General features: G+C 60.2%; 19 protein-coding genes. 10 read left to right on the top strand and 9 right to left on the bottom strand.

The features are described from left to right. Positions 1-249 precede the first annotated feature (249 nt). Positions 250-603 (top strand): DUF2834 domain-containing protein, encoded by a 354-nt coding sequence (locus tag LQ232_RS01555; RefSeq protein WP_230178041.1) that lies wholly within the window; start codon positions 250-252, stop codon positions 601-603. Here LQ232_RS01555 and recQ read toward each other — a convergent pair. Next, positions 567-2,447, bottom strand: coding sequence for a DNA helicase RecQ (gene recQ / locus LQ232_RS01550; RefSeq protein WP_230178033.1), 1,881 nt, complete (start codon positions 2,445-2,447; stop codon positions 567-569). The two genes, LQ232_RS01555 and recQ, sit on opposite strands and share 37 nt — an antisense overlap. 86 nt (positions 2,448-2,533) lie before the next feature. Between recQ and LQ232_RS01545 the strand changes: the two genes are divergently transcribed. After that, positions 2,534-4,051, top strand: a complete 1,518-nt coding sequence (locus tag LQ232_RS01545; RefSeq protein ID WP_230178031.1) for a CoA-acylating methylmalonate-semialdehyde dehydrogenase — start codon at positions 2,534-2,536, stop codon at positions 4,049-4,051. Here LQ232_RS01545 and LQ232_RS01540 read toward each other — a convergent pair. Continuing rightward, on the bottom strand, positions 4,032-4,796 hold the full coding sequence (locus tag LQ232_RS01540) for a class II glutamine amidotransferase (protein ID WP_230178029.1): 765 nt from the start codon (positions 4,794-4,796) through the stop codon (positions 4,032-4,034). The genes LQ232_RS01545 and LQ232_RS01540 overlap by 20 nt on opposite strands. A 138-nt stretch (positions 4,797-4,934) precedes the next feature. On the opposite strand from LQ232_RS01540, the gene ssb reads away from it, so the two are divergent. After that, a complete protein-coding gene (gene ssb, locus LQ232_RS01535) occupies positions 4,935-5,471 on the top strand; it encodes a single-stranded DNA-binding protein (protein WP_230178027.1) in 537 nt (178 codons plus the stop codon). Positions 5,472-5,759: 288 nt separating this feature from the next. Here ssb and LQ232_RS01530 read toward each other — a convergent pair whose 3' ends face one another. Beyond that, entirely contained in the window at positions 5,760-6,833 is a 1,074-nt protein-coding gene (locus LQ232_RS01530; RefSeq protein ID WP_230178025.1) for a PIN domain-containing protein, read from the bottom strand. 271 nt (positions 6,834-7,104) lie between these two features. On the opposite strand from LQ232_RS01530, the gene LQ232_RS01525 reads away from it, so the two are divergent. The 6 genes from LQ232_RS01525 (at position 7,105) to LQ232_RS01500 (ending at position 13,496) form a co-directional block, all read left to right on the top strand. Next, positions 7,105-7,671 (top strand): hypothetical protein, encoded by a 567-nt coding sequence (locus tag LQ232_RS01525; protein WP_230178023.1) that lies wholly within the window; start codon positions 7,105-7,107, stop codon positions 7,669-7,671. A gap of 498 nt (positions 7,672-8,169) precedes the next feature. Continuing rightward, complete coding sequence (locus tag LQ232_RS01520) at positions 8,170-8,610, top strand: hypothetical protein (RefSeq protein WP_230178021.1); 441 nt, start codon at positions 8,170-8,172, stop codon at positions 8,608-8,610. A gap of 498 nt (positions 8,611-9,108) precedes the next feature. Then, complete coding sequence (locus LQ232_RS01515) at positions 9,109-10,122, top strand: nucleotidyltransferase (protein WP_230178019.1); 1,014 nt, start codon at positions 9,109-9,111, stop codon at positions 10,120-10,122. Next, complete coding sequence (locus LQ232_RS01510; protein WP_230178017.1) at positions 10,119-11,858, top strand: ThiF family adenylyltransferase; 1,740 nt, start codon at positions 10,119-10,121, stop codon at positions 11,856-11,858. Before LQ232_RS01515 ends, LQ232_RS01510 begins: the two co-directional genes overlap by 4 nt. After that, positions 11,855-12,352, top strand: coding sequence for a Mov34/MPN/PAD-1 family protein (locus tag LQ232_RS01505; protein WP_230178015.1), 498 nt, complete (start codon positions 11,855-11,857; stop codon positions 12,350-12,352). The genes LQ232_RS01510 and LQ232_RS01505 overlap by 4 nt, the downstream gene beginning before the upstream one ends. Then, the gene (locus LQ232_RS01500) at positions 12,330-13,496 is read left to right on the top strand and encodes an SAVED domain-containing protein (protein ID WP_230178012.1); all 1,167 of its coding nucleotides are present in this window, start codon (positions 12,330-12,332) and stop codon (positions 13,494-13,496) included. The genes LQ232_RS01505 and LQ232_RS01500 overlap by 23 nt, the downstream gene beginning before the upstream one ends. 472 nt (positions 13,497-13,968) lie before the next feature. On the opposite strand, the gene LQ232_RS01495 is transcribed toward LQ232_RS01500, so the two are convergent. The 5 genes from LQ232_RS01495 to LQ232_RS01475 all read right to left on the bottom strand — a co-directional run bounded on the left by LQ232_RS01495 (position 13,969) and on the right by LQ232_RS01475 (position 19,839). Further along, on the bottom strand, positions 13,969-14,439 hold the full coding sequence (locus LQ232_RS01495) for a hypothetical protein (RefSeq protein ID WP_230178010.1): 471 nt from the start codon (positions 14,437-14,439) through the stop codon (positions 13,969-13,971). Continuing rightward, positions 14,436-16,481, bottom strand: coding sequence for an integrase (locus tag LQ232_RS01490; protein WP_230178008.1), 2,046 nt, complete (start codon positions 16,479-16,481; stop codon positions 14,436-14,438). The genes LQ232_RS01495 and LQ232_RS01490 overlap by 4 nt, the downstream gene beginning before the upstream one ends. Beyond that, positions 16,474-17,994: a site-specific integrase gene (locus LQ232_RS01485; protein ID WP_230178006.1), complete on the bottom strand. Its 1,521-nt coding sequence runs from the start codon at positions 17,992-17,994 to the stop codon at positions 16,474-16,476. The genes LQ232_RS01490 and LQ232_RS01485 overlap by 8 nt, the downstream gene beginning before the upstream one ends. After that, the gene (locus LQ232_RS01480; RefSeq protein WP_230178004.1) at positions 17,991-19,238 is read right to left on the bottom strand and encodes a site-specific integrase; all 1,248 of its coding nucleotides are present in this window, start codon (positions 19,236-19,238) and stop codon (positions 17,991-17,993) included. The genes LQ232_RS01485 and LQ232_RS01480 overlap by 4 nt, the downstream gene beginning before the upstream one ends. 175 nt (positions 19,239-19,413) lie before the next feature. Next, positions 19,414-19,839, bottom strand: coding sequence for a helix-turn-helix domain-containing protein (locus LQ232_RS01475; RefSeq protein ID WP_230178002.1), 426 nt, complete (start codon positions 19,837-19,839; stop codon positions 19,414-19,416). Positions 19,840-20,016: 177 nt separating this feature from the next. On the opposite strand from LQ232_RS01475, the gene LQ232_RS01470 reads away from it, so the two are divergent. Further along, entirely contained in the window at positions 20,017-20,847 is an 831-nt protein-coding gene (locus tag LQ232_RS01470) for a hypothetical protein (RefSeq protein ID WP_230178000.1), read from the top strand. Here LQ232_RS01470 and LQ232_RS01465 read toward each other — a convergent pair whose 3' ends face one another. After that, a complete protein-coding gene (locus LQ232_RS01465; RefSeq protein ID WP_230179696.1) occupies positions 20,848-24,051 on the bottom strand; it encodes a type I restriction endonuclease subunit R in 3,204 nt (1,067 codons plus the stop codon). Between the last annotated feature and the right edge of the window lie 35 nt (positions 24,052-24,086).

The following is a 24,086-nucleotide window of genomic DNA, read 5'->3' as shown; positions in this document are numbered from 1 at the left end:
AAATCTCCTAACATTGATGGAATCTTGCCTCAATGCACCATAAGTGTGCAATGAGTTCGCGACTTTGAGCGTCGTCAACACTGATTCTTACGTGTCGTTTCGCGTATTCCCGTATGAACGCACCAATTTCACCCATCGGGGGGATGAAAACGGCCAAATTCGTTTCCAAAACGCAACGAAATGGTGCGGACGCGCGTTCAATGCGCGTCGAATAGGACAGTCCAATCCCAACGATATGAGGTCAAACCCATGCAAGCTTCTCTTTTCAGAGCCCTGGTGATCCTCATCGCCACCGTGTTCACCCTGGCATTTGCCTTGGTGGTGGTGCCGCCACTGATTGAGAGCCGTGATGTGCTGGGCGCCTTGCTGGCAGGCTTCGTGAACCCCTACGCGGCTGGCTATGCCATGGACACCATTTCCTGCTGGTGCGTGCTCACCGTGTGGGTAGTTCACGAGGCCCGCGCCAAAGGCGTGCGCCATGGCTGGATCGCCGTGCTGCTGGGGCTGGTGCCCGGCGTGGCCACCGGTTTCGCGGTCTACCTGCTGCTGCGCACGAATCAGGAAGCTCAGGCCGCCAAAACGGACAGGATCTCGGCGCCGTAGGCTTCCAGCTTTTTGGCACCCACACCGCTGATGCCGCTCAACTCGCCCAGGGTTTGCGGCGCGATGCAGGCCATTTCGGCCAAGGTGGCGTCGTTGAAGACGATGTAGGCGGGCAGGTTGTGTTCGCGCGCTACCTCGCTGCGCCAGGCCTTGAGCGACTGGAAGCGGACCAAGGCCTCGCCCACCAGGTCTTTGGGGGCCCCGGCAGCCGCCTTGCCACTGGATGAGGTGCGCGCGGTTTTGGCACGCTTTGGCGCATCAGCGGCTTCCCGCAGGATAAGTTGCACCTCGCCCTTCAACACCGCGCGGGCGCTGTCGGCCAGGACCAGGGTGTTGAACTCGCCCTCGGCCACAACATGGCCCAGGGCCACCAACTGGCGCAGCACGGCCCGCCATTGGTTTTCGCTCAGGTCGGCGCCAATGCCAAAGGTGGTCAGGGTGTGGTGACCATGTTGTTCGACCTTGTCGGTGCGCTTGCCGCGCAACACGTCGATCAGGTGGCCTGCACCAAAGCGCTGCTGGCCGTGCTGCCAGAAGCGGTAGATGCCGCTGAGCATCTTGCGGCAGGCCTCGGTGGCGTCCCAGGTGATGGGCGGCTTGAGGCAGTTGTCGCAGTTGCCGCAGGGTTGGCTGTCTTCGCCAAAGTAGGACAGCAGGCGCACGCGGCGGCAGTCGTGGGCTTCGGCCAGGGCCAGCAGGGCATCGAGCTTGCCACGCTGGATGCGCTTGAAATCGTCGCCGGCCGGGCTTTCATCGATCATGCGGCGCTGGTTGACGACATCGGCCAGGCCGTAGGTCAGCCAGGCGTCGGCCTCCAGGCCATCGCGGCCCGCACGGCCGGTCTCCTGGTAATAGCCTTCGATGTTCTTGGGCAGGTCCAGGTGGGCCACGAAGCGCACATCGGGCTTGTCGATGCCCATGCCGAAAGCGATGGTGGCCACCATGACGATGCCGTCTTCGCGCAAAAAACGGTCCTGGTTCTTGCGGCGCAGGCCGGAATCAAGACCCGCGTGGTAAGGCAAAGCGTTGATGCCCTGCCCTGCCAGCCAATCGGCGGTCTCTTCGACTTTCTTGCGCGACTGGCAATAGACCACGCCCGCGTCGCCATCGTGCTCATCGCGGATGAAGCGCAGCAACTGGTCGCGCGGGTTGGTCTTCTCGACCAGGGTGTAGCGGATGTTGGGCCGGTCGAAGCTGCTGATGAAGACGCGGGCGTCCTGCAACTTCAGGCGCTCGATCATGTCGGCGCGGGTGTGGTCGTCGGCGGTGGCGGTCAGGGCCAGGCGTGGCACATCCGGGAAGCGCTCGTGCAGCATGCTGAGCTGCAGGTAGTCTTCGCGGAAATCGTGGCCCCACTGGCTCACGCAATGCGCTTCGTCAATGGCGAACAAGCTGAGCAGTCCGCGTTCGTGCAGGCTGGCCAGTTGCGCTTGAAAGCGCAGGTTGGTGATGCGCTCGGGCGCAGCGTAGAGCATGACCAGGCGGCCAGACATCATCTCGCGCTCGATGCGCTGGGCGTCTTCCTGGCTGTGGCTGCTGTTCAGGAACGCCGCGTGCACGCCGGCTTCTTCCAGTGCGCCGACCTGGTCGTGCATCAAGGCAATGAGGGGCGAGACGACGATGGTGACGCCCTTGCCTTCACGGTGCCGCGCAATGGCCGGCACCTGGTAGCACAGGCTTTTGCCGCCGCCCGTGGGCATGAGCACCAAGGCATCGCCGCCGCCCAGGGTGTGGTCCACGATGGCTTTTTGCTGGCCACGGAAAGCGCCGTAGCCGAACACTTCTTGCAGGATGGCCTCGGCCGAGGTGGCGGGGGTCTGTGGATTCAGGGCGGTGGCAGACACGGACGGGGCGAACAGAAGGGCAAAAAATGGGATCGACCCGCATTGTGGGCCATCATTGAGACATCGACACCAATTCGGAGAACCTCGTGCCTTCTCATGACAGCAGCGCGGCCAGGGTGGGCCATTTCATCCATGGGCAGATCGTGCCGGTGCTGGATGGCACCCGCCTGAGCCCGGTGTTCAACCCGGCCACCGGTGCCGTGGCCGCCCAGGTGGCGCTGGCCGACAGCGCTGACGTGGCCCTGGCGGTGGCGGCTGCGCAAGCCGCTTTCCCGGCATGGGCCGACACGCCGCCGATTCAGCGCGCACGGATCCTCTTCAAGTTCTGGGGCTTGCTGAACCAGCACAAGGACGAGCTGGCCCGGCTGATCACGCAAGAGCACGGCAAGGTCTTCAGCGATGCGCAGGGCGAGGTCACACGCGGCATCGACATCGTCGAGTTCGCCTGCGGCATCCCGCAATTGCTGAAAGGCGATTACAGCGAGCAGGCCTCTACGGGCATCGACAACTGGACCATGCGCCAGCCCCTGGGCGTGGTAGCCGGCATCACGCCGTTCAACTTCCCGGTGATGGTGCCGTGCTGGATGTTCCCAGTGGCGATCGCCTGCGGCAACACCTTCGTGCTCAAGCCCAGCCCGACCGACCCCTCGCCTTCACTGCTGATGGCCGAACTGCTCAAGCAAGCCGGCTTGCCCGATGGTGTCTTCAATGTGGTGCAGGGCGACAAGGTGGCGGTGGATGCGCTGATCGAGCACCCCGACGTGAAGGCCCTGAGCTTTGTGGGGTCCACACCCGTGGCGCAATCCATCCACGAGCGAGGCAGCCATTTCGGCAAGCGTGTGCAGGCCTTGGGTGGGGCCAAGAACCACATGGTGATCATGCCGGACGCCGACCTGGACAAGGCGGTGGATGCCTTGGTGGGCGCGGCCTACGGCTCGGCCGGCGAGCGCTGCATGGCGATCTCGGTGGCGGTGCTGGTGGGAGATGTGGGCGACAAAATCATGCCCAAGCTGATCGAGCGCACGCGCACCTTGAAGGTGAACAACGGCTCGCTGGACGAGGCCGAGATGGGCCCCATCGTGACGCGCGCGGCGCTGGAGCGCATCAGCGGTTGCATCGCGGATGGCGTCCGGCAAGGCGCGCAGTTGCTGGTGGATGGGCGGGGCTTGTCCGTGCCCGGTTTGGAGGGCGGATTCTGGCTGGGCGGGACCTTGTTCGACCACGTCAGCCCCGAGTCGCGCCTGTACAAGGAAGAGGTCTTTGGGCCGGTGCTGGCCTGCGTGCGCGTGCCCGACCTGGCCCAGGCCATCGCGCTGGTCAACGGCCATGAATTTGGCAATGGTGTGGCGTGCTTCACCAGCGATGGCCACACGGCGCGCGAGTTCACGAGGCGTGTGCTGGTGGGCATGGTGGGCATCAATGTGCCGATCCCGGTGCCCATGGCCTGGCATGGCTTTGGCGGCTGGAAGCGTAGCCTGTTTGGCGACATGCACGCCTATGGCGAAGAGGGTGTGCGCTTCTACACCCGGCAAAAATCCATCATGCAGCGCTGGCCCGAGAGCATCGCCAAGGGCAACGACTTCATCATGCCGACGGCCCGCTGACCTGGCCGGCCACGAAGGCCTTGAGCTCGCCGGGCTGAAAGCGCGTCCAGATTTCATCGGACGTGAGCGGCTCGGTGGCGATGACGGCCACGCGGTCGTCCTGGTCGGTCAGATCCTCGAAGTTCAGGCTCATGTCCTGGTCTTGCAGGTGAGCCGTGCCGAACGGGGCCTGGCGCACCAGGTAATGCAGGTTGGTGGAGCAATGCGCCCACAAGGCATCACCCTGGCTGAGCATGAAATTGAAGGTGCCGTGCTGGGCGATGGCGGGCACCAGTTCGCGCAGGGTTTCGGTCAGGGCCTCGATGGTGGGCAGGCGGGCGTGGTGCTTGGCCAGCTCTTGCAGCAGCCAGCAAAAGGCTTGTTCGCTGTCGGTGTCGCCCACGGGCTTGAAGGCGGCGTGCAGCTTGGGCGCAAAGCCTTTCAGGTCGCCGTTGTGGGCGAACACCCAGTAGCGGCCCCAAAGCTCGCGCACAAAGGGGTGGCAGTTCTCCAGCGCGACCCGGCCTTGCGTGGCCTTGCGGATGTGCGCGATCACGTTCTGGCTTTTGATCGGGTACTGCTTGACCAGCTCGGCCACCGGCGAATCGCTGGCGGCGGCGTGGTCCACGAACAGGCGCACACCCCGGCCCTCGAAAAATGCGATGCCGAAACCATCGCAGTGTTCGTGCGCGCGGGTGGCAAATCCGGTAAAACTGAAAACAATGTCAGTGGGGGTGTTGCAGTTCATGCCCAGCAGTTGGCACATATCGTCTCCTTGTGGGCGAATGCTACGCCACACCCTCTTACTGGCGAACCCAAAATGGGGACTGGGCGTGCGCAGGCCCCTTGGGCATAATCGCTGAAGTTATTTTCGAATTGAATTCACCGAGTCAGGAATCAGGCCATGGCCTCCATCAACAAAGTCATCATCATCGGCAACCTGGGTCGCGACCCGGAAGTACGCTACGCCCCGAGTGGCGCGGCCATGTGCAATGTGTCGGTTGCCACCACGCGCAACTGGAAAGACAAGACCAGCGGCGACAAGGTTGAAGAAACCGAATGGCACCGCGTGGTGTTCTACGACCGTCTGGCCGAAATCGCGGGTGAATACCTGAAAAAAGGCAGTCCCGTGTACGTGGAAGGCCGCCTGAAGACCCGCAAGTGGCAAGACAAAGACGGCAAGGACACCTACACGACCGAAATCGTGGCCGACCAGATGCAATTGCTGGGTGGGCGCGACGGTGGTGGTGGCCGCAGTGGCGGCGGTTATGGCGGTGGCCAAGCCGGTGGCGGCCAGCAAGGTGGGGGCGATGACTTCAGCCAGGATGCGCCTTCGGCCGCGCCTAGCCGTCCTGCGGCACGTCCGGCGCCTGCTTCGCGCCCTGCGCCACAAAAGTCGTCGACTGGGTTTGATGACATGGATGACGATATTCCGTTCTAGGATTTACCTTTGCCTGAACGGTAAACAAGTAGCCCTAAGTGATTGTCACTTGGGGCTTTTTTCTTGTTGACGTTGTTCTTTGAGGTTGGCGTGTTCTCCGGGCTACAAGCTACTTTTCAAGACTTGTAAACAAGCCTCACTGTGCAGCACCAATTCGACAACCACCTACTGGGATCAATCAGCCTGCAGGCATGAATGGATATCCGCTTCAGGCTGGTTGCTGTCGCATGAGATTTGACACCCGAACATCGGCGCTAACCTAAAGCCGGAAAGCGAACGCTCAACGACCTATGTGCGGAAAGCAACGTCGGCGTAGCTAAAGCCTGAGAATAGCGCGGTGCGTTTGTCGTAGGTGAAGCTTGCAGTCACGTACACGCGGCCAGAAGATTTCAGCGTCACAACTTGGTTGTCGACATCTGTCTCCCAGAATTTCGATACCTCTTCAAGGGTTTGACGGTTAGCTTCGAAGAACGCACGCGAGATCATGAACGTCACAATCACGATTCTTAGATCGTAGCGGCATGCCAAATACACAATGTCGTCGTCAAGGGCCTCGATTGCGTCGAACTCCAGATCTTCCACGCCCTCCATAATTTCAGTTCCACAGCCTCGAAGGTCGTCGGGCCACCGCACGCCAGGTGCAAGGTTCCGCCAGAGCAATTTCTGCGGCTCGCCTCCCAGAAGCATCTCGCTGGTTTGGTCCTCGAGAAAGCTTTCAATCTGTGGTCGCAACATCACGCGGTCGATACCGTGGAGGTCTTTGTCCACGTGCCGGTCCACAAAAGCGGCCAACGACTTGAAGGGCGCAACGTTCGCTCCCGCCATATCTTCGCGCAGGTCCGGGTGAAATTCAGCGTCTTCAGATTGAGAGAAGAAGTCGTTCTTGTTCGTTGTGATGAACGCCACCTCTTCAGGGCGGGTCTGCTTCCTCAGGAACGCAAGGAGCGACATCCAGATCAGCGTGTCGCGATAGCCCTTTTCCCCCTCTCGGAAAGGACGCTGCGCCTTCAGCGCACGCCGAAAGATCTCGTCGTGCGGCAGAGTGTTGTACTCCAAGACTACGACGCTCTCAATCGACTCCTTCAACAGCGAAAGCAGCTCGTATTCCTTGGCTGCTGGAAGGGTGCTTGCTGCCTTTGTGTCGTCGCCATTTAGTCGGTGAAGAGCCGCAATTGCTTTCCCCGCAACTGCTGCCTCCTCCGAGAATTTTCGAGCCCGTACGTTCGCGACTTCGTCGAGAACCACACGTGGAACAAGCAACGTGTGGCCCTCGTTGTTCAGGAAGTGGCAGAGGTAGCGGAACGGTGCGCCCCTCAAAAACCAGTCGCCGCAATAGATATTGGAGTCGAGGAGAACAAACACTTGATATTTGGCGAGTTTGTTTGAATCCTACCGCAGCGTTGCTCGGCTGCCCGCCCCTTTTTCCATGCCACTGACTCGGAGGCAGGCCGGAATCCGCTGTAGTCGCTAACCGGTGCAACGAATCAGCCTCTCGTAGACTTCCGCTTCTGGCCGAAACCCGACACGCGCTGAAAGGCACCAATGCTAGAGTCCCTCGCTTCTCCAGCAATTGAGATCACATCGACAGTGAGATATCGGCCGGGTAGTCGCGTCTTGCGATTAATAGGAGGGCATGACGATGGTGCAATCACAAGGTCCGAAGCGGAATGCTGCTGTCTTTCAGCATTTCCGAGTGGAATTCGAGAAAAAAAAAGAGCTCGATAAAAGGCGTCAAGAAGAGTGGGTCGCTGACGGCGAGCAAGGGGAGAGCTATGCCGAGGCTTGGTTAGTTTCTCGTGAGATTGAGCATCTACGTGTTGACCAGTCCGCGCGGCAATTCAACGAGGAACTACAAACGCGCGGAGGCAAGCGGCCGGACTTCATTGCCAAATGGATTCACGGAGGACAAGAGATCGTTCTACTGTTTGATGCAAAGCACCGTGATATCTCGGATGATCGTGCCTTCTGCATAACCGACGCAGAGATAAAGAAGTATTGCGTTACAGAAAAGTGGATGACGGAAAATAACGCTGACGCAACTCGCGTTCTGGTCATTTTCATTGTGATCCCGAAGTCGAGTCAGGGTCGGGACATCTACATCGTCGGCCTGGACGAGGTCTTGAAAGAAGGCGCTCCTTGCTCTATCGCTGGCAAATCAGGCAAGAAGATCCATCTGCATGGACGACAGGCTGAGTGGTAGCGAAGCGGTGCCTCGAAATGACGAGCACCCCAGTTAGTCAAGGCGCCTTCGGCCCCGCCTCTTGAGAGTGATCGGAGCCGACCCGGACGGACTTCGCGAGCAACCGGTCATCTTGTTAGACACATGCGGCTTTGTCTCAGTCAATTTCCGCTTGCACCACTCATTTGCGCTACCGCGACGGACTTCGGCGGATGGCCGCAAAAGGACCGGTACCGTGCATACCCGGCCTATCCCCCCATGGGCAGCAACCGCTGCACACCTGCCGGTCTCCAATGCGTCTCGGCTCCGGGCTGATGTGAGCCATTCGAATCGGAGGCCGCCGGATGGTTGCAATCCACAAGACTCGGCATTTAAGGATGTCTGCAGCCCTTGTCGGCGACCACCCCGATCCGGGCCCTTTACGACGATTCGCCGACCTCCAGGCAAAATACAGATGATAGGGGCGAGCTTGGCGTCAGGCCTGCCGGGAAGCCCACCTTGAAGAATGGAGCAGCATCAATGGCACTGACGAAGAAAGGGGAGTTCTGGTACGGGACGACGTCTGGCGACACCCAAGCCGAGCTGCGCAGCTACAGCGCTGCGAATCGCCATGAAGCCGTCCGGTTTGCCGCGTCCAAATGCGATTGCGGGTGCCGGACCTTCGCGCTGCAAACCGATGAAGAAGCCGGCGTGGCAATCCGCACCTGCACCGACTGCGGGCAGGAACACCTGATGGGCGACAGCGCTGACTACGTCGAAGAAGCCGTTCCCGAGGCGCACGAGTGCGTGTGCGAGAACGAGGTGTTCGAGCTGATGTCCGGCGTCTCCGTGTACGAGGGCACACATGACGTGCGCTGGTACTACATCGCTTGCCACTGCGTGGAATGCAATCTCGTCGGGGTCTTCGCAGACTGGAAGTGTGAAGCGGGTGATGCGGCGGCCTTCCTCGCCAAGGTATGAGCGGCGGAACCCCGGCGGACTTCACCATCAGGCTGGTTGCGGTCACTCAAGGTTCCTTCGTCGAGGGACCAGCCTAGTCGATAGCGGACTATCGAGCCGCCTGGACTGCATGTTGACGCGCAGGCCCCAGGTATGGAGCTTCACGACGGGCGACGAAATCCTCCCTCGGCGCGCAAAGCCGTTCAGGCCGACGGCGTGAATGGTGGGAATGCCAAATGCGGGTAGGAACAGCTCGACTTGGAGATGGCAGTGTCGGAGGGCACTAGCCCGCGAGCTCTTGCCTGAACGCTAAGATATCGGGCATCTCTCCGGTCCGCTCGTGTTGCGCCGCAGCACACTATAGGTAGCGCCTGGGCTTGACCGGCACCACAGATATAGTGTGTAGCCACGCTAGAATGCGTGCAGCCGCGAACTCACTTCACACTCATGCACCCACTTCTAGGTCTCGGACTCTTCGCGGCGGCCTTGGCCTGGCTCTTTGACAACAGGGACAAGAAGATGCCTGCAGTGCAAAAGCAGTTCGAGGACTTTCACAAGGCCATCTGCTTCGATGACGACGACGAGAAGGCCACGCTTCGCGAGAAGCGCGAAACCATCATCAAGGCGCTGAGGGCCAATCTCGGCGACGACGTACCGGCCTTCACCAACTTCAACCAGGGCAGTTACTCGATGCACACGGGCGTGGTGCCCCTGGACGGCAACTTCGACATCGACGTCGGCCTCATCTTCGACTGCAACCAAGACAAGTACCCCGACCCGGTCGTGCTCAAGAAGAAGGTACGCGATGCGGTAGACACGAACTTCCGCACGGTCGAGATTCGCCGGCCGTGCGTGACTGTCAACTACATCAGCGGTGGCAAGACGGCTTATCACGTCGACCTGGCCATCTACAGCCAGGACGCCAGCGGGACTCTCTACCTCGCCAAGGGTAAGGAGAACTCCGCCCCGGAGCACCGCATCTGGGAAGCGTCCGAACCGAAGGGTCTGACCAAGCTGGTGTGCAGCGCGTTCGACGACTCGGAAGAACTCGCGCAGTACCGCCGTTGCATTCGCTACCTGAAGCGCTGGCGCCATTGGCAGTTCTCGGGCTCAGGCGCGCCGCTCAGCATCGCGCTGACGGTGGCGGCGTTGAAGTGGTTCAAGCCGAACTTCAGCACGTCCGGCAAACCCGTCGACCTGCTGGCGATGCTCGACTGGGTCCAGGCGATGCTCGACAACTTCACCAGCGAGTACCGCGACGAGGGTGGGTGGCACGAGCGTCTGCAGGTGCCGCTGCCGGTCCAGCCGTACACCGACTTGATGGCGAAGCGCACCGCTGCGCAGATGAAGGACTTCAAGGAGCGGCTCGAGTCACTGCGCGACGCCCTGCAGGAGGCCTACGACGAAGACCTGCCTGAGGACGCGTGCAAAGTGCTGAAGAAGCAGTTCGGCGACGACTTCAAGGTGCCTGAGAAGGCTGAGATGGCCAAGATGGTCGCGCCCGCCGTCATCAGCACCGGCAACTCCGCTTGACGGACAAGGTCGCCGCCGAGGTTGGCGGGCCCGTGAAGGTCGATGCCGCGTTCGACGCGGTGAAGTCCGCCTGCTCCCTGCGCGGCATTGAAGTCGTGCGGATGGAGGAACCGAGGCCAACCATCCTGACCGTTGAGCTCACGGGCGCGACGCGCAAGTGGCCCCTCTACATCGACTGCGAGGAGGCGCGCCTGCGCCTCCCGTGGGTCGCGACGCAGTCTCCGACCTCACCGCTCGCGCACGTCAGCTATTCAGGGACCGTGTGTATCGACGATGGCCAAGGGCTGTCGCTGGACCCGAGCCGCCCTGCGGAAATCGTGGCTCACGCCGCTCTGAAGGCCTACGACTTGCTCGAAAAGTCTGCTGCCGATGCAGCCACCGGTTATGCGGAGTTCTTCAATGAACTCGAGGGATACTGGCTGCACCTGCCCGGTTCGCTACGCTCGCGCGCCTACCTCGAGGTTGACGGGAAGTCGCGGATGGTCAAGGGGTTCGTCAATTCCAGGCTGAAGCCGCCGAACTGGTACTTCGTCGAACCCGAAGCCGACCAGCCCTGGGATGTACGACAGGAGAAGCTTGCCGCACAACGGGCGCTGTACGTGCACCTGGATGCGCTGGAGTTGCCCCCTGCGAAGCCCGACAAGCTGACTCCGGCCTTCATCGAGGCGGTTCACCATCGGCTAACGCCTGAGCAGTTGGAGCTCTGGGATCAGCTCCTCGGTCCGTCGAAGAATTCGCCCAAGCAGCTGGCACTCCTGGTCTCGGTGCCGCGCCAACCCGGCGGCCTTTCGCTTGTCGCCGCAGTGTTTGGCGCCCGCGCCGGCGGCATTGACAAGAGTGCGCCAGTCACACCGCTGACCATGCGCCGGCATGCGCCCCATTACATGCGCGAGCGCGGCGGCGCCTCGCTGGAGCTGTTCGGTAAGCACGTGGCCGTGCTCGGAGCAGGGGCCGTCGGCAGCGTTGTCGTCGATACGTTAGCCGCGGCAGGCGTTGGACAGCTCACGGTGGTCGACTACGACGAGTACTCGGCGGACAACGTCTTCCGCCACCTGCTCGAGCCGCTCTACATCGATACCCCGAAGCCCTTCGGACTCCAGTTCGCGCTGGAACGTCGATACCCCGGCCTGAGCATTACCCCGGTCAATTCGACCGCGCAGGAGTGGTGGAAGACTGCCGACCTTCGCCGCTACGACGGAGTCGTATTCGCGTTCGGCGCCCCCTCGGTAGAGCGTTCGTTCTCGCGAGTGCTCAAGGGCCGGCGGCACAACATCCCGGTGGTCTTCACGTGGCTGGAGACCATGGACCTCGGAGGTCACTCTGTGCTGATGTGGACCAAGGGTGAGGGCTGCCTCGACTGCGCCTATCGGGATGACGAGGGCCTTCCCTCGCAAGCATCTCGCACTTCGTTTCTCGAGCCGAACCAGCCGGTTACTCGCAATCTAACGGGGTGCGCCGGGGCGTTCGTGCCGTTCGGGCCCATCCAAGCGCGAAAGACTGGCCTCTTGGCTGCCGAGCATCTGCTTTCAGCGTTGACCTCGGTGCCCGCTGGAGACGAGGTGCATAGTCCCTCTTACCGATTCTGGGTCGGTGAGGGAGCGGCTGCCGCCAAGCAGGGCTTGCGGACGACGCCGTGGTTCCAGGCGGCACGGACGACGCCGTTCGAGGAAGCCACTCACATGGTGTTCGGCCGCCGGTGCCGCCACTGTCGCACACCGGAGGAGCCGTCGCCGTGAACCTGGTCTATCGCGTGACGCCCAAGCAGCGCCTCATCATCGTAGAGCACGCCCTCAAGCAGATGCAGGCGTTCGCGCAGCACCGGTGGTGGGATAGGGAGGCTGGCGGCGTGATGATGGGACGGCACCTGCTCGACTCGCACGACGTCGTCGTCGACGAGGTCTCAACGCCCCAAGACACTGACCGCCGCAGCCGGTTCAATTTCTTCCGGTCGCGCATGCACGAGCAGGTGGCTCGCCAGCGGTGGCTGAAGGAGCACAGCACCTCCGCCTACCTTGGCCTTTGGCATACGCATCCCGAGCATGACCCCACGCCGTCTTGTGTTGACCGGAACGACTGGCAGCATGCCGTCGCAGGCGACACCTACGAGGGGGACCGCCTGTTCTTCCCAATCGTCGGTACGCACTGCATTCGTGTCTGGACGCTGAGTCGTCGTGGCGCGCTGCGAGAGTTGAAGCTGGAGAAAAAAAATGCCCGCAAGGAAAGCACCTAGCAGTGGCGGCGCTAAGTCGAAGGCCCCGGCCAGGACAGTTGAGCGCGCCTACATCCCGACGTCGATTCGCCGTGACCTGTGGATTGCTGCGGCCGGTCGATGCGAGTTCAGGGGCTGCTGCAAGCCGGTGGACCGGGATTTCCTGACCAAGGCCAAATGCACGGTGGGCGAGTACGCCCACATCATTGCCGACAGCCCCGCAGGTGCTCGCGGCGTCCCTGGCGAGTCTGAGAGGCTCGCCGCTGACCCGAGCAACCTGATGCTCGCGTGCTTTGACTGCCATGCCCGCATCGACCGCGATGGCCGGAGCAACGAGTTCACGGCCGAACAGCTGCGTGCAATGAAGCGCGAGCATGAAGTGCGCATCGAACACATCTACTCCGCCACCGGTGTAGTCGAAAGCACGCCGCTCATCATGTCGTTTCCCGTTGGCGCCCACGTGCCCGTAGTCGAGGTTCGGGACATCCACTACGCGATGCTTACGAACAGCAACTTCAAGCTGTTTCCGACATCGACCGCTGTCCACATCGACCAGAGCAACTTCCACCTCCAGGACAACGACCCGGACTTCTGGAGGAACGCCCAGCGTGCGCTCACGCAGCAGTACGAGCAGCGAGTGCTTCCCGCGCTAACCACCCGCGGCGGCGCCGGGCATCTGACCATCGCCGGATTCGCCCCTATTCCAATGCTGATGAAGCTCGGCGCGCTCGTCGGCGACAAGACGCTGGCAGCCGTCCTGGACCTGCCGGGCGAAAGGTGGCTTTGGGATGCTCGTGACGACTGCCCGGAGCCTTCGTACATCTTCGACGTTCCGAAGACGCTTCCAAGGGAAGTTTCCGCAGTGGTGAGCCTCTCAGGCAGAGCACAGCACCCCGTTGGACGCGCTGTGGTCGAGTTCGCGGCAGTAACCCCTGGACGCGGCATCATCCGTAAAGAGGCGCACCTGCAGCAGTTCCGCACGAGCTTCAACGCATTCCTGCAGCATCTCTTCGCTGCCGGCGCCCGTGTCGTGCACATTCATCCGGCCACACCGCTGTCGGCGAGCATCGAGATTGGCCGTCTGCTTCTCCCGAAGACGTTTGAGGAGGTGCACGTGTGGGAGTGGCAGGCGCCGGAGTGGAGGCCGGCGTTGCGGCTGAAGTAGCCGAGCCGACCAAACCCTTGGTTCTTCGGCGCCCGCCCGGACGAAATAGGTCTGAGCCGCTGCTCTGCCAGCTTCGCTCAACGCCTTGCCAATCTGGCCGTGATCGCTGTATGGGCAGAGTAGTCCTGTGGCGTCACGATATGGTGGTGCCCCGGGGCGGACTGTCTGATCGTCCCTCGTGCAACTGATCTCAGGGCGTCCCGAGGTCGCGAAGCCTAACGACCGCTTGGTGACACTGAGCGTAAGCTAGGCGCAATGGCGCGACTGACCGCAACCGCTGCCAAGTTGCCACTCACTGCGTTTCTCATAAGTTAAACCAAAGAAGTTTGACGTGTCAAACGCACCCTCCTGACCGCGACATGGCTCCTGCCGACGTTAGCTCCAGAGATTGCCCGCGACAAGATTCACTGCCAGTAGGCAAGCACCACAGCATTAAGCAAAAGGCCAACTGAATCGCTCCGGGCTCTCAACTTCACGTCCTTGACGGTCGCCGTCCGCTGCCCACGACCCGCAACTCGCTTTTTGTCTGGCCCCTATCCACTCTCGGCAGCGGCCTCTTAAGGTCGGCTAGGCTGACAGCCTTGATCTGCGCGTTGTACAGCCAGACAACGAATTGCTCCATCAGCCGCTGGTTCTCCGCCTTCAGCCGCTCAACCTCTGCATCTCGTCTGGCAAGGCGCTCCATCAGGACGCGCATCTCCGGCGACACGTGCTTTTCTCCCGGCTTGCGAGGCGCGCGGGCCAGACGTTCCTTGCAAAGCTTGAACGCGTCTTGAATGCGCTGATGGGCATGCAGGGCTTGGCGGGTGTAGCGAAAGAACAGCCGCCGTTCCACATTGTCGATCAGCCATTTCCAGGTCAGGGCTCCACCCCATCCGTCAAGCAGGCTCACGATCAACTCGACATCTTCAGGAGTCAAGTTCCTGCTGCGCTGCCTGATCATGCTCGCCTCCTACGATTCGCCTTTGCAGAGCCAGTTGTGGGCGTAAGCTCAATCAGTTTCTGCCGCTCCTGAACGGCTTGTGCCAGGCGTGACGGCATCACCGGCGTACTGATACTGATCACCGCACCAGCAGGCACTGCAGGGTCATCCATGATCCTCTGAAGCTCCTCGGCTCTTGCCAAGGTTTGCTTCTGATGATCAACCCACCGAGGCACACCAGCCAGCTGGAGGCTTTGGTCCTCTTCTGCCTTGGCCAGAAGGTGCTTGGTCTCTCCTATGAGAAGCTTGAGCCTCTCCTCTTTTTCAGGCTCGCCTTTCACGCAAATGTGCTCATCGCAGTTCAAGCAATCTTGATGCGCCTGACAAGGCAGCATCGAATAATCATGGATGCAGTACCCCAAATCTGTAGTGTGTGCAGTTGGGACCTTAAGCCGGGCGAACTCACTCCGCTTTAATATCTTGATCCCGTGAAGCCGTGCCAGTGGTCCTTTGGTCTGGTTCGGTTCACCCACAGCAGCTCTGAGCATCGCCAGTACGTCACGGTTGGAGACGTGGTCGTAGACGTTGTTCTCTGACACCCTGGCTCTACCCGACCAAAGCGCGATATCCAGCTGGCTTAGCCCCCCTCGCTGAGCCAGGGTGTTCAGGTAATGGCGAATCTGGTGAGTGGTCGCACGGATGGATGTGCCATCTGGCTCCCTGAAGCCATATTTCTCGAAGATGGACTGGGACTTATGGGAAGCAGCAGACAGACGATTGTTGATGTCGTCTGTGCAAGGTCGCATGAACATGCATCGATAGGTGGCCCTGGATTTGTGTAGCTCATTCCGGCGAACGAGGAAGAGCAACTGCGAGTACTGCAAACCATGATCAACGTCTGAAATTGGAAATCCAGTTGGCAGAAAGCCCAGAACCACGCGCTCGATCTCCTCAAAGCGAACACGACGGCTCTGCCCCTTGCCCGTGCCATGAACCTTGTTGTCATGGCACCAAAGATCAACAACTCTGCGCTCAACACTGCCGGCGAACAAAACCTCCGCCAGTTCCCCCATCGTCAACCACTGATGGCTCCGCAGATGCTCCAGATCCGCGGACAAAAAGATCTTTGTGGGATTCGCTTGATACCAAGCAGCGAGCTCCCTGGCTGACGCACCGATTTTGAACATTTTGCGAAACGCAAGTTTTGCGACATCCGTCATGGACTTCACTGTCCACTTGATTTGCGGCTTCGCGCCCTTTGATGGATACCATCTGAGACCGTAGATCGCTTCCCCTGTAGTGGGATCTTGATGCGTCACCTCTGAATCGACAGTCAACCGCAGCACCTCATTAATTCTTTCTGGGGCGGAACAAAGAATCGCCATCACGGAAGTGACCATGACGTCTGACGGCTCGGTCGCAGTAGTGAAAATCGAGGCGAGCGCCGACAGGGCTGCAGCGCTGGGTAAGCGCTCCAACCGGCGTCTATCAAATTCGGGACCAACTTTGCCTAGTCGTTCAACACGCTTGACAGAGGATCTCCAGCTCATCGGAGCAGCTAGAAGCCCAGAGTCCACCATCATTTTATTGATGACTTCGAGTTGTCCGCAGTACTGGTACGCGCTCGTCTCAGCCACGCGCTCTTTGATGAGATCCACGGCTCGATTGAAGTGAAACGGTATCAGCCGAGTCGGATCTGCCACGCAACCGTCCTCCATCAGAGCTTGATGAAGTGCCCGGAGTCCTACCAACCGGGTAGCCAAGCTCCTTGAAGGCCGGAGTCCTTGAAGATATCGAATCGCTGATTTGGCAAAGGACTTGAATGGCTCCTGCATCGGAGCGGATTTGCGGCGACCAATGGGTGGCAACTCCGTGAACAAGAGCGACACTGGCCCTCGATGGCTTTTCCGATTGACATGACTGGTGATATCCCAACGGTCCTTTTCAAAGTCCAAACCCGCACCGAACACTGAAAGTTCTGAACGACAAACTTGGAGGAACTGGCGTAGATTCTCCTGAGCGGACCAGCCATGCACTGGAGAAAAGTAGAGCACATCACCCATGGCTGATCTCCCCTCGCGCTGAAGCGCAGATTTGGATGACCTCGGCCACAGCCACCAAGGTCCGGTCATTGACTGAAGCCATCCGCAAACCATTGCGACTCAACTGCTGATCGCGCCGGGCGATCAGGTCGTCAAGTACTGACTGGTGCGGACCATCCAGCCAAGGCCTAAAGCTTCTGCATGTGTAGCAGCTGACTGGGGCCAGAAAAGTACATGAACCAGTACCTTTGCACTGCCCCATCGACTGACCGCTTTGATCAACACGTAGATCCAGAATGAGACTCGATGAGTCGTGCTTCTCCGAGTCATAGCGTTTGGGGGACATACCTTGAAACGCACGGGCCAAGGGCGCCATGCTGTGCGCCATCGCGGCATCAATACGGGCGACTATCGAAGGCACGGCTTGAACGTAGTACCTGGCACTGGCCACGTTGGTGTGATCGAGGATCTCTGCGACAACCAGTTCGCCATGCCCCTCCTCGGCTGCACGTGTGCCCACTGTCCGCCGAAGCCGAGAGGGCGTAACGTGCAAGGGGCGTCCCGTTCGTTCTGAATGGGCTTTGATCTTTCGGCTTGCAGCCTTGATAAGGATGCCCATTTGTCTGGCGGTCATATGTCCCGAAAACGGGCCGTCTGTCAGCGCATCGTTGCGGTCTGGAAACATGGGGGCTTGAGAGGCGTCGCCAAGTCGCCCTTCCAAGATCCGCTGAACCCGCCGTGCGTAGGCATGCAGTGGGGCACCCAGCTGCTGAATCAAGGGGCGAACCTTCAAACTACTTCGCGGATGGATCGCATCCCTCTGCTTGGCTCGGGGAACCTTCAGGAGGTATTCGTGGCTTCCGTCAGGGCGAGCTTCAACGACCAGATCACAGACCTTCAAAGCCGCCGTCTGGCATGGTCGCTGACCTAAGGCCCTCGTGATCCAACAAGCAAAGAACGCCACCTCACTCAACTCGCCTCGTGCGAATGCCGTGTTCAGCCCGTCCTGAAACGCCTCATCCTCCAACTGCGTGAGAGGCCCCTGCTTCGGACACATCGTCAACACTGGCACACCAACGTCAGGCTTCTTCATACGTAGGCCTTTCAAGAAGCCGACGGCATCATCGCTGACCCCACGTAAGCCCAAGCTGTGCCACTTCTTCAACAACACCGCCAGCATCAGCAGGCGGTTGCCTTGTTGTTTGGTCAGCATCGATCGGTAGCTGATCAAGTCAAACTGAGTAATCTCCCTGATCGGCTGATCTTTGGTTCGGCCGGTCGAAACAAGAAAGTGCTTGAAGCACGAGTAAGCATTGAGCGCCGTTGCTACGGCCCTGTTCTGTAGCAACCACGTCAATGCAGCTTTAAGGCCCTGCATTGGCGCCGGCATCACCCTGTCTCTCAATACAAGGAAGTCAAAATGCCCGGGGGTGACTGCATCTTGGAAGGACCAGACCTCATCAGCCGGGCAGAACTTGACGCCGCTCCTGGTGAAGGCAACGGAAGGCAGATCATGAAGTGCAAGCGCGTTCACGGGTTACCTCCGTCTATGTGCAGCCGACCTTGCATGAGCTTCATCGCTCCGCTGGCCCGCTCGCGAACGTATCGCCTGGTGTAGGTTGCGGCGGTCTCCGAGGTTGGCGACCACCCCATCAGCACAGAGCGCATCTTCTGTTCGTGCTCGGGGCTCACACCTGCTCGCTTCATTTCCTTGCTGAATCGGTCGTTCCAACTATGGCGCAGGATGTGCGCCGTCAGGTCATCCGGCAGATTGAGGCCTGCCTCCCGCAGCGCGATAAACAGCTTGTTTGCTCCAGCCAGAGACAAAGGCTTGCCTGTCCCGCCAGAAACAAACAGGTACTCATGGCGCCGAGACAAGCCCTGATTTGCACGACACCACATCACGTAGTTGTGAGTCAGGTCGGCAAGCTCATCGCTCAGCGGGAGCACTCGCTCATGCGTCTTTGCGAGCGGCTGCTTTGCGCGAGGATCTTCCTTTGCATCGGCTTGGCGAGCAATAAATACTTCAAGCCTTTGAAAATTGATGTCGCATAGACGGACCCCCAGCAACTCCCCTCGTCGAATTCCCAGCTCAAGAAGCCACCTCAGCATCAGTTGGTTCCGAGCTTGCGCATGCTCGTTTTTCCAAACCTGTTGGACACCGTCCACCACCGTTTGCAAAACTGCAAGAGATTTATCGCTCAGCCCTTGTCTCTGGTCGCTCTGGCTACGGATGCTGAGACATGGCGAGCGCGCCTTCAAGGCATTGCAGGCTTTCTCAACGCGGTCGCGCAGGGCCAGATAGCCATTTTCATGGGCATCCAACTGCATCAGATATCCAAAGGCCTGCCAGCGCAGGTACTGAAGGATGTAGTGAAGCCGATTGGCGGCAGATGCTCGACTGAGCTGCTTTGCCGGCTCACGTTCAAACGCTCGAATCGGTTGGTTCGCAGTACGTGCGATTAGGTCAACCTCATGGATTTGCAGATACTTGCCACCACGCATCCGCGCATCCAGGTCGATCTGCTGTTGATCCAGCGCCATCTGCAGGACCATGATGGCCTCGAGCGAATGGCGAATGGTTGCACTCGAACGCCCTTGGGCACGAAGCTCTGTGAGGACGTACACCATGGGTCCAATCAGTGGTTGCCCATCAGATGTGCAGAGCACGGGCAACCGCTCACCGCTGCTCATCACGAGCAGGCGAACTTGATATTTCATTGTTTCTTTCCGACCGCGCACAAAACCGCGCGTAAGTAGATGGACGAGCGGCCCCATCACGCCCGCCAAATAATTGGCGACGCGATGCCAAGTCGGATGACTTGCCACAATGGGAAAGGCTGCGCCCCGGTTGACGGGTCGCTCGATCAGAAAGACAATAGAAGCGTCAACAGTCTCTGTCTTTGACCGAGCGGATGCGGCGGGCCTCAACAGCCCGCCGTTTTCTTTTATGTCATGTGAGGTCCTCCGCGCGTTGATTGTTCGAGGTCAGGCTATTCACCAAGCGTGCGCTCTGGCCAACCTGGCGGCAATAGTCGATCAGTCCAGCCTGCTGATCACCGTGGAGCCCGTGTAGAGCTGACAGGATGACCGAGATGCCAAGCAACTCAATGTCAGTGAAGCCATGACGCCGCAGCGCCCCAATGGCACGGTCATGATGAGCAGCCCAGTTCAGGTCTTTCGCCTCATCTGGCGCGAGCTTCAAGAGCGCTGCAAGTTTCCCCAAGATCTGAGCATCAAGTGGGCCTCGCGCACCTTTCTCTGCCGAACACAGCATGGTGGGGTCGACGTTCAGTCTTTGGGCGACGGTCTTTTGCATCAACCCGCGCTTGCTTCTGGCCTGCCTCAAAGCGGCGGGAAATTGCAACAGATCGGCCATGACGTTCAGTGGTTCGCTTGGGATTTTTGAATCAACTAATCTTGATCGCCCATGCTAATAACCGCCCGCTCATACGTCCACGCGGTCGACAACGGAAATCTGTCCACATTTGTCTTGCCCCCTGGCGAATAAATCTGACCCAACGCCCCTATGGACCTTGCAGTTGCTGACGAACCAATGGCCTGGCGCACCTTTCGCGTGACGCTTCCAGCAGACTTTCGCAAGCTGCGGATGTGCGTCTTTTTTGATGAATTGCTGTTCCTCTCAGGAGAGGCGACCCTAAAGGGACTGATCGTAGAGATGAGCATGGCGACACGAGGAGACATCCAGCTTGGTGCTTGGCAGGCACGCTTGCGAGGCGAATACCTTCCTCGACAAAATCTGATCGATTTACTTCGGAAGAAGTTTCCAGGGATGAGCTTCGGCCTGCATCATCCAGCGTGGGACTTGCTCGCTCACCCCCGCATGAGCCCTCGGAACCTTCGGAGACTGCTGGAGCAGATGCCGGACCAATGGCATCGGACGAGGTCCCATTTACGCGATCTCCCGACTGCGGAGGTTGGTGTGCGTCCGTCGCTGCCAGATGCACTTCAGCTTCACAAGCTGGACTTTCTCGATGCACTGCTGCTGTTCTGGTGCGAACGCGAGGTGGCAATTGCAGAGAAGCTCAAGGAGCGCCGTGCAGCCTTGGATCAGATCCTTTGGCTGCTACCTGTCCTGCACCCCCTCGACCCACTGTGGGCACGAGCTCAGCTCTACCAAGAGCGCCACAGGTACATGCTCCACGCCATTGACTGTGGCCTCGGCCTGACTGGCGAGATGAACCCCGGCAAGCACTGGGATTGGTGCGCTAGAGAAGTGATGATCTTCGATCAACAGTGGCACCTTCAAGAACGCATGAGGCAGTGCCCCCAGGGACTGCGAACAGTCAGAGATCGCATGCAGTACCTGGCCAGGGTTTGGTGCTGGCGACCCCAAAAGCAGCCGAGCGAACAACTGCCCACCTAATCACTGCACCCACTCATCACCAATCGTTTCGGCCTGCTCCAGTACCAACTCCACCGCAGCATCAGCCAAATCGGGCGGGTACTTGTACTTGCGCAAAATCCGCTTGACCATCAGCCTCAGCTTGGCCCGCACGCTCTCTCGCTGCGCCCAGTCCACGCTGATGTTTTGCCGCAGGCTTTCGGTCAGTTCGTGAGCGATCTTCTTCAGCGTCTCGTCGCTCAGCTCTCGCACCGCTGATTCGTTGATGATCAGCGCATCGTAGAACTTCACCTCGTCGTCGCTCAAGCCTAGGCTCTCGCCGCGTGAGGCGGCCTCGCGGAACTTCTTGGCCATCTCCACCAGCTCTTCCATCACTTGCGCGGTTTCGATGGACCGGTTCTGGTAGCGTTTGATGACGTTGCCCAGCAGCTCAGAGAACTTGCGCTCCTGCACCACGTTGGTAGCAAAGCGGCTCTTGATCTCGCCTTCCAGCAGACGCTCCAGCAGCTCCACGGCCAGGTTGCGCTCGGGCAGGTTCTTCACCTGCGCCAGGAACTCGTCGTCCAGCAGGCCGATGTTGGGCTTGTCCAGGCCCACGGCATCGAAAATGTCCACCACGCTATCAGACACCACAGCCGAGCTGATGATCTGGCGGATGGCCAGCTCGCGTTGCTCGTCGGTCTTCTTCTGCTGGGTGATGTCCTTCTTGGTCAGGATCACCTTCACGGCCTGCATGAAGGCCACTTCTTCGCGCACGGCCTTGGCTTCGTCCAGCGTGCAGCACAGCGTGAAGGCCTTGCTCATGGCTAAGGCCGTGTCGGCAAAGCGCTTCTTGCCGTCGCGCTGGCCTTCGCTTTTCAAACCAAGAACATGGTTGGCCGCCCCGGCCAGCACCTTGTGTCCGCCCGTGAGGAAGCCGCTGTAGTCAAAGCCGTGCAGCATGGCGTGCAGCACATCGAGCTTTTCTTCCAGCACGGCGTAGGCCTCGTGGGCGTCCACCGTGGGCTTGCCACGGCCTTTGCTGGCCGTGTACTCCTTCATCGCGGCCTTCAGCTCGTTGCCGATGCCGATGTAATCGACCACCAGGCCACCCTGCTTGTCCTTGAACACGCGGTTCACGCGGGCGATGGCCTGCATAAGGTTGTGGCCCTTCATGGGCTTGTCCACGTACAGGGTGTGAACGCAAGGTGCGTCGAAGCCGGTCAGCCACATGTCGCGCACGATGACCAGTCGCAGCGGGTCGGTTGGGTCTTTGAAGCGCTTCTCCAGCCTCTTCTTGATCTGGCCGCTGTAGATGTGCGGACGCAGCAGGGCCTTGTCACTGGCCGAGCCCGTCATCACGATCTTGACGGCACCCTTCTCTGGGTCAGCGTCATGCCAATCGGGGCGCAGCTTGATGATTTCGTCGTACAGATGCACGCAGATGTCGCGGCTCATGGCCACGACCATGGCCTTGCCGTTTTGCGCTTTGTTGCGCTCTTCGAAGTGCTTGACCAGATCAAACGCCACGGCGGCCACGCGAGGCTCGGCGCCCACCACCTTTTCAAGTGCGGCCCAGCGGCTCTTGAGCTTGGCTTGGGTGCTTTCCTCTTCGTCTTCGGCCAGCTCGTCCACCTCTTCGTCGAGGTGGGGCAGCTCTTCTTCTTTCAGGCTGAGCTTGGCCAGGCGGCTCTCGTAGTAGATGGCCACGGTGGCGCCATCTTCCTTGGCCTGCTGCATGTCATAGACATGGATGTAGTCACCGAACACGGCACGCGTGTCGCGGTCTTCGCTGGATACGGGCGTGCCGGTGAAGGCCACGAAGGTGGCGTTGGGCAAGGCGTCACGCAAGTGCTGGGCGTAGCCGGCCTGGTACTTGTGTTCCACCTCATATGCAGACGGGACGAAGTTGGCAGGCACTGCTGAGCTAGCCTCATCACCCGTCGTCAACACAGACGCTGCCCCATCGGCCTTGCCAGCCTTGCGCTTGATCGTCTTGAGCTTGGCTTCGAAGCCATATTGCGTGCGGTGCGCTTCGTCGGCAATCACCACGATGTTGCTGCGGTCTGAGAGCACCGGGAAGGTGTCTTCGTCTTCCCCCGGCATGAACTTCTGGATGGTGGCGAACACAATGCCGCCCGAGGGGCGGTTGGCCAGCTTGGCGCGCAGGTCTTGCCGCGTCTCGACCTGCACGGGCTGCTCACGCAACAGATCTTGCGCCAGGCTGAACACGCCGAAGAGTTGGCCATCCAAGTCGTTGCGGTCGGTGATGACCACGATGGTGGGGTTCTGCATGGCGGGCTCTTGCATCACCCGTGCGGCAAAGCAGGTCATGGTGATGCTCTTGCCGCTGCCCTGGGTGTGCCACACCACCCCGCCCTTGTGGGAGCCGCCAGGGCGGGATGCAGCCACCACATGCTCGATGGCCGCGCGCACCGCGTGGAACTGGTGGTAGCCAGCGACCTTCTTGATCAGGCCGCCGTCGTCCTCGAACAGCACGAAGTAGCGCAAGTAGTCCAGCAGGTAAGCCGGGGCCAGCGCGCCACGCACCAGGGTTTCCAGCTCGTTGAACTGGCCCAGCGGCTCGAGCGTGACGCCATCGATGGTGCGCCAGGCCATGAAGCGCTCAGCGTTGCTCGACAACGAACCCATCAGGGCCTCAGAGCCGTCCGACACCACCAGCACCTCGTTGTACTGGAACACGTCAGGGATCTGCGCCTTGTAGGTCTGGATTTGGTCGTACGCCTTCCAGATGTTGGCGTTTTCATCGGCCGGGTTCTTCAGCTCCAGCAACACCACAGGCAGGCCGTTGAGGAACAGGATGATGTCAGGGCGGCGGGTGTGATGCGGGCCCTTGAGCGAAAACTGGTTGATGGCCAGCCATTCGTTGGCAGCGGCGTTGCCCCAATCCACCAGGCGCACGAAGTCACCACGGGTTTCACCATCCTTTTGATACTGCACCGGCACACCGCCCACCAGCCGCCGGTGGAAGTGCCGATTGGCTGAAAGTAGCACCGGGGTGCCCAGGTCTTGCACCTGCTTGAAGGCGTCTTCGCGGGCCGCCAGAGGAATGTGCGGGTTCAAGCGGGCGATGGCGTCGCGCAGGCGTTGGGGCAGCAGCACCTGGCGAAAGTTGTCTCGCTCGGGAACAGGGCCATCGGGGGCGATGTCGTAGCCACTCAGGTGGGTATAGCCGACCTCAATGAGCCAACTCAGTGATTCCTGTTCGAGTTGATCCTCTGTCATGGACATCCGAGCTGCTCCCATTTTTTGATGCGCGA

This window comes from Aquabacterium sp. CECT 9606 (genome assembly GCF_918741295.1).
In the GTDB taxonomy this organism is placed as follows: domain Bacteria; phylum Pseudomonadota; class Gammaproteobacteria; order Burkholderiales; family Burkholderiaceae_C; genus Aquabacterium.
Note: the sequence above shows the minus strand (reverse complement) of the source record. Positions and strands in the feature narration are given on the sequence as shown.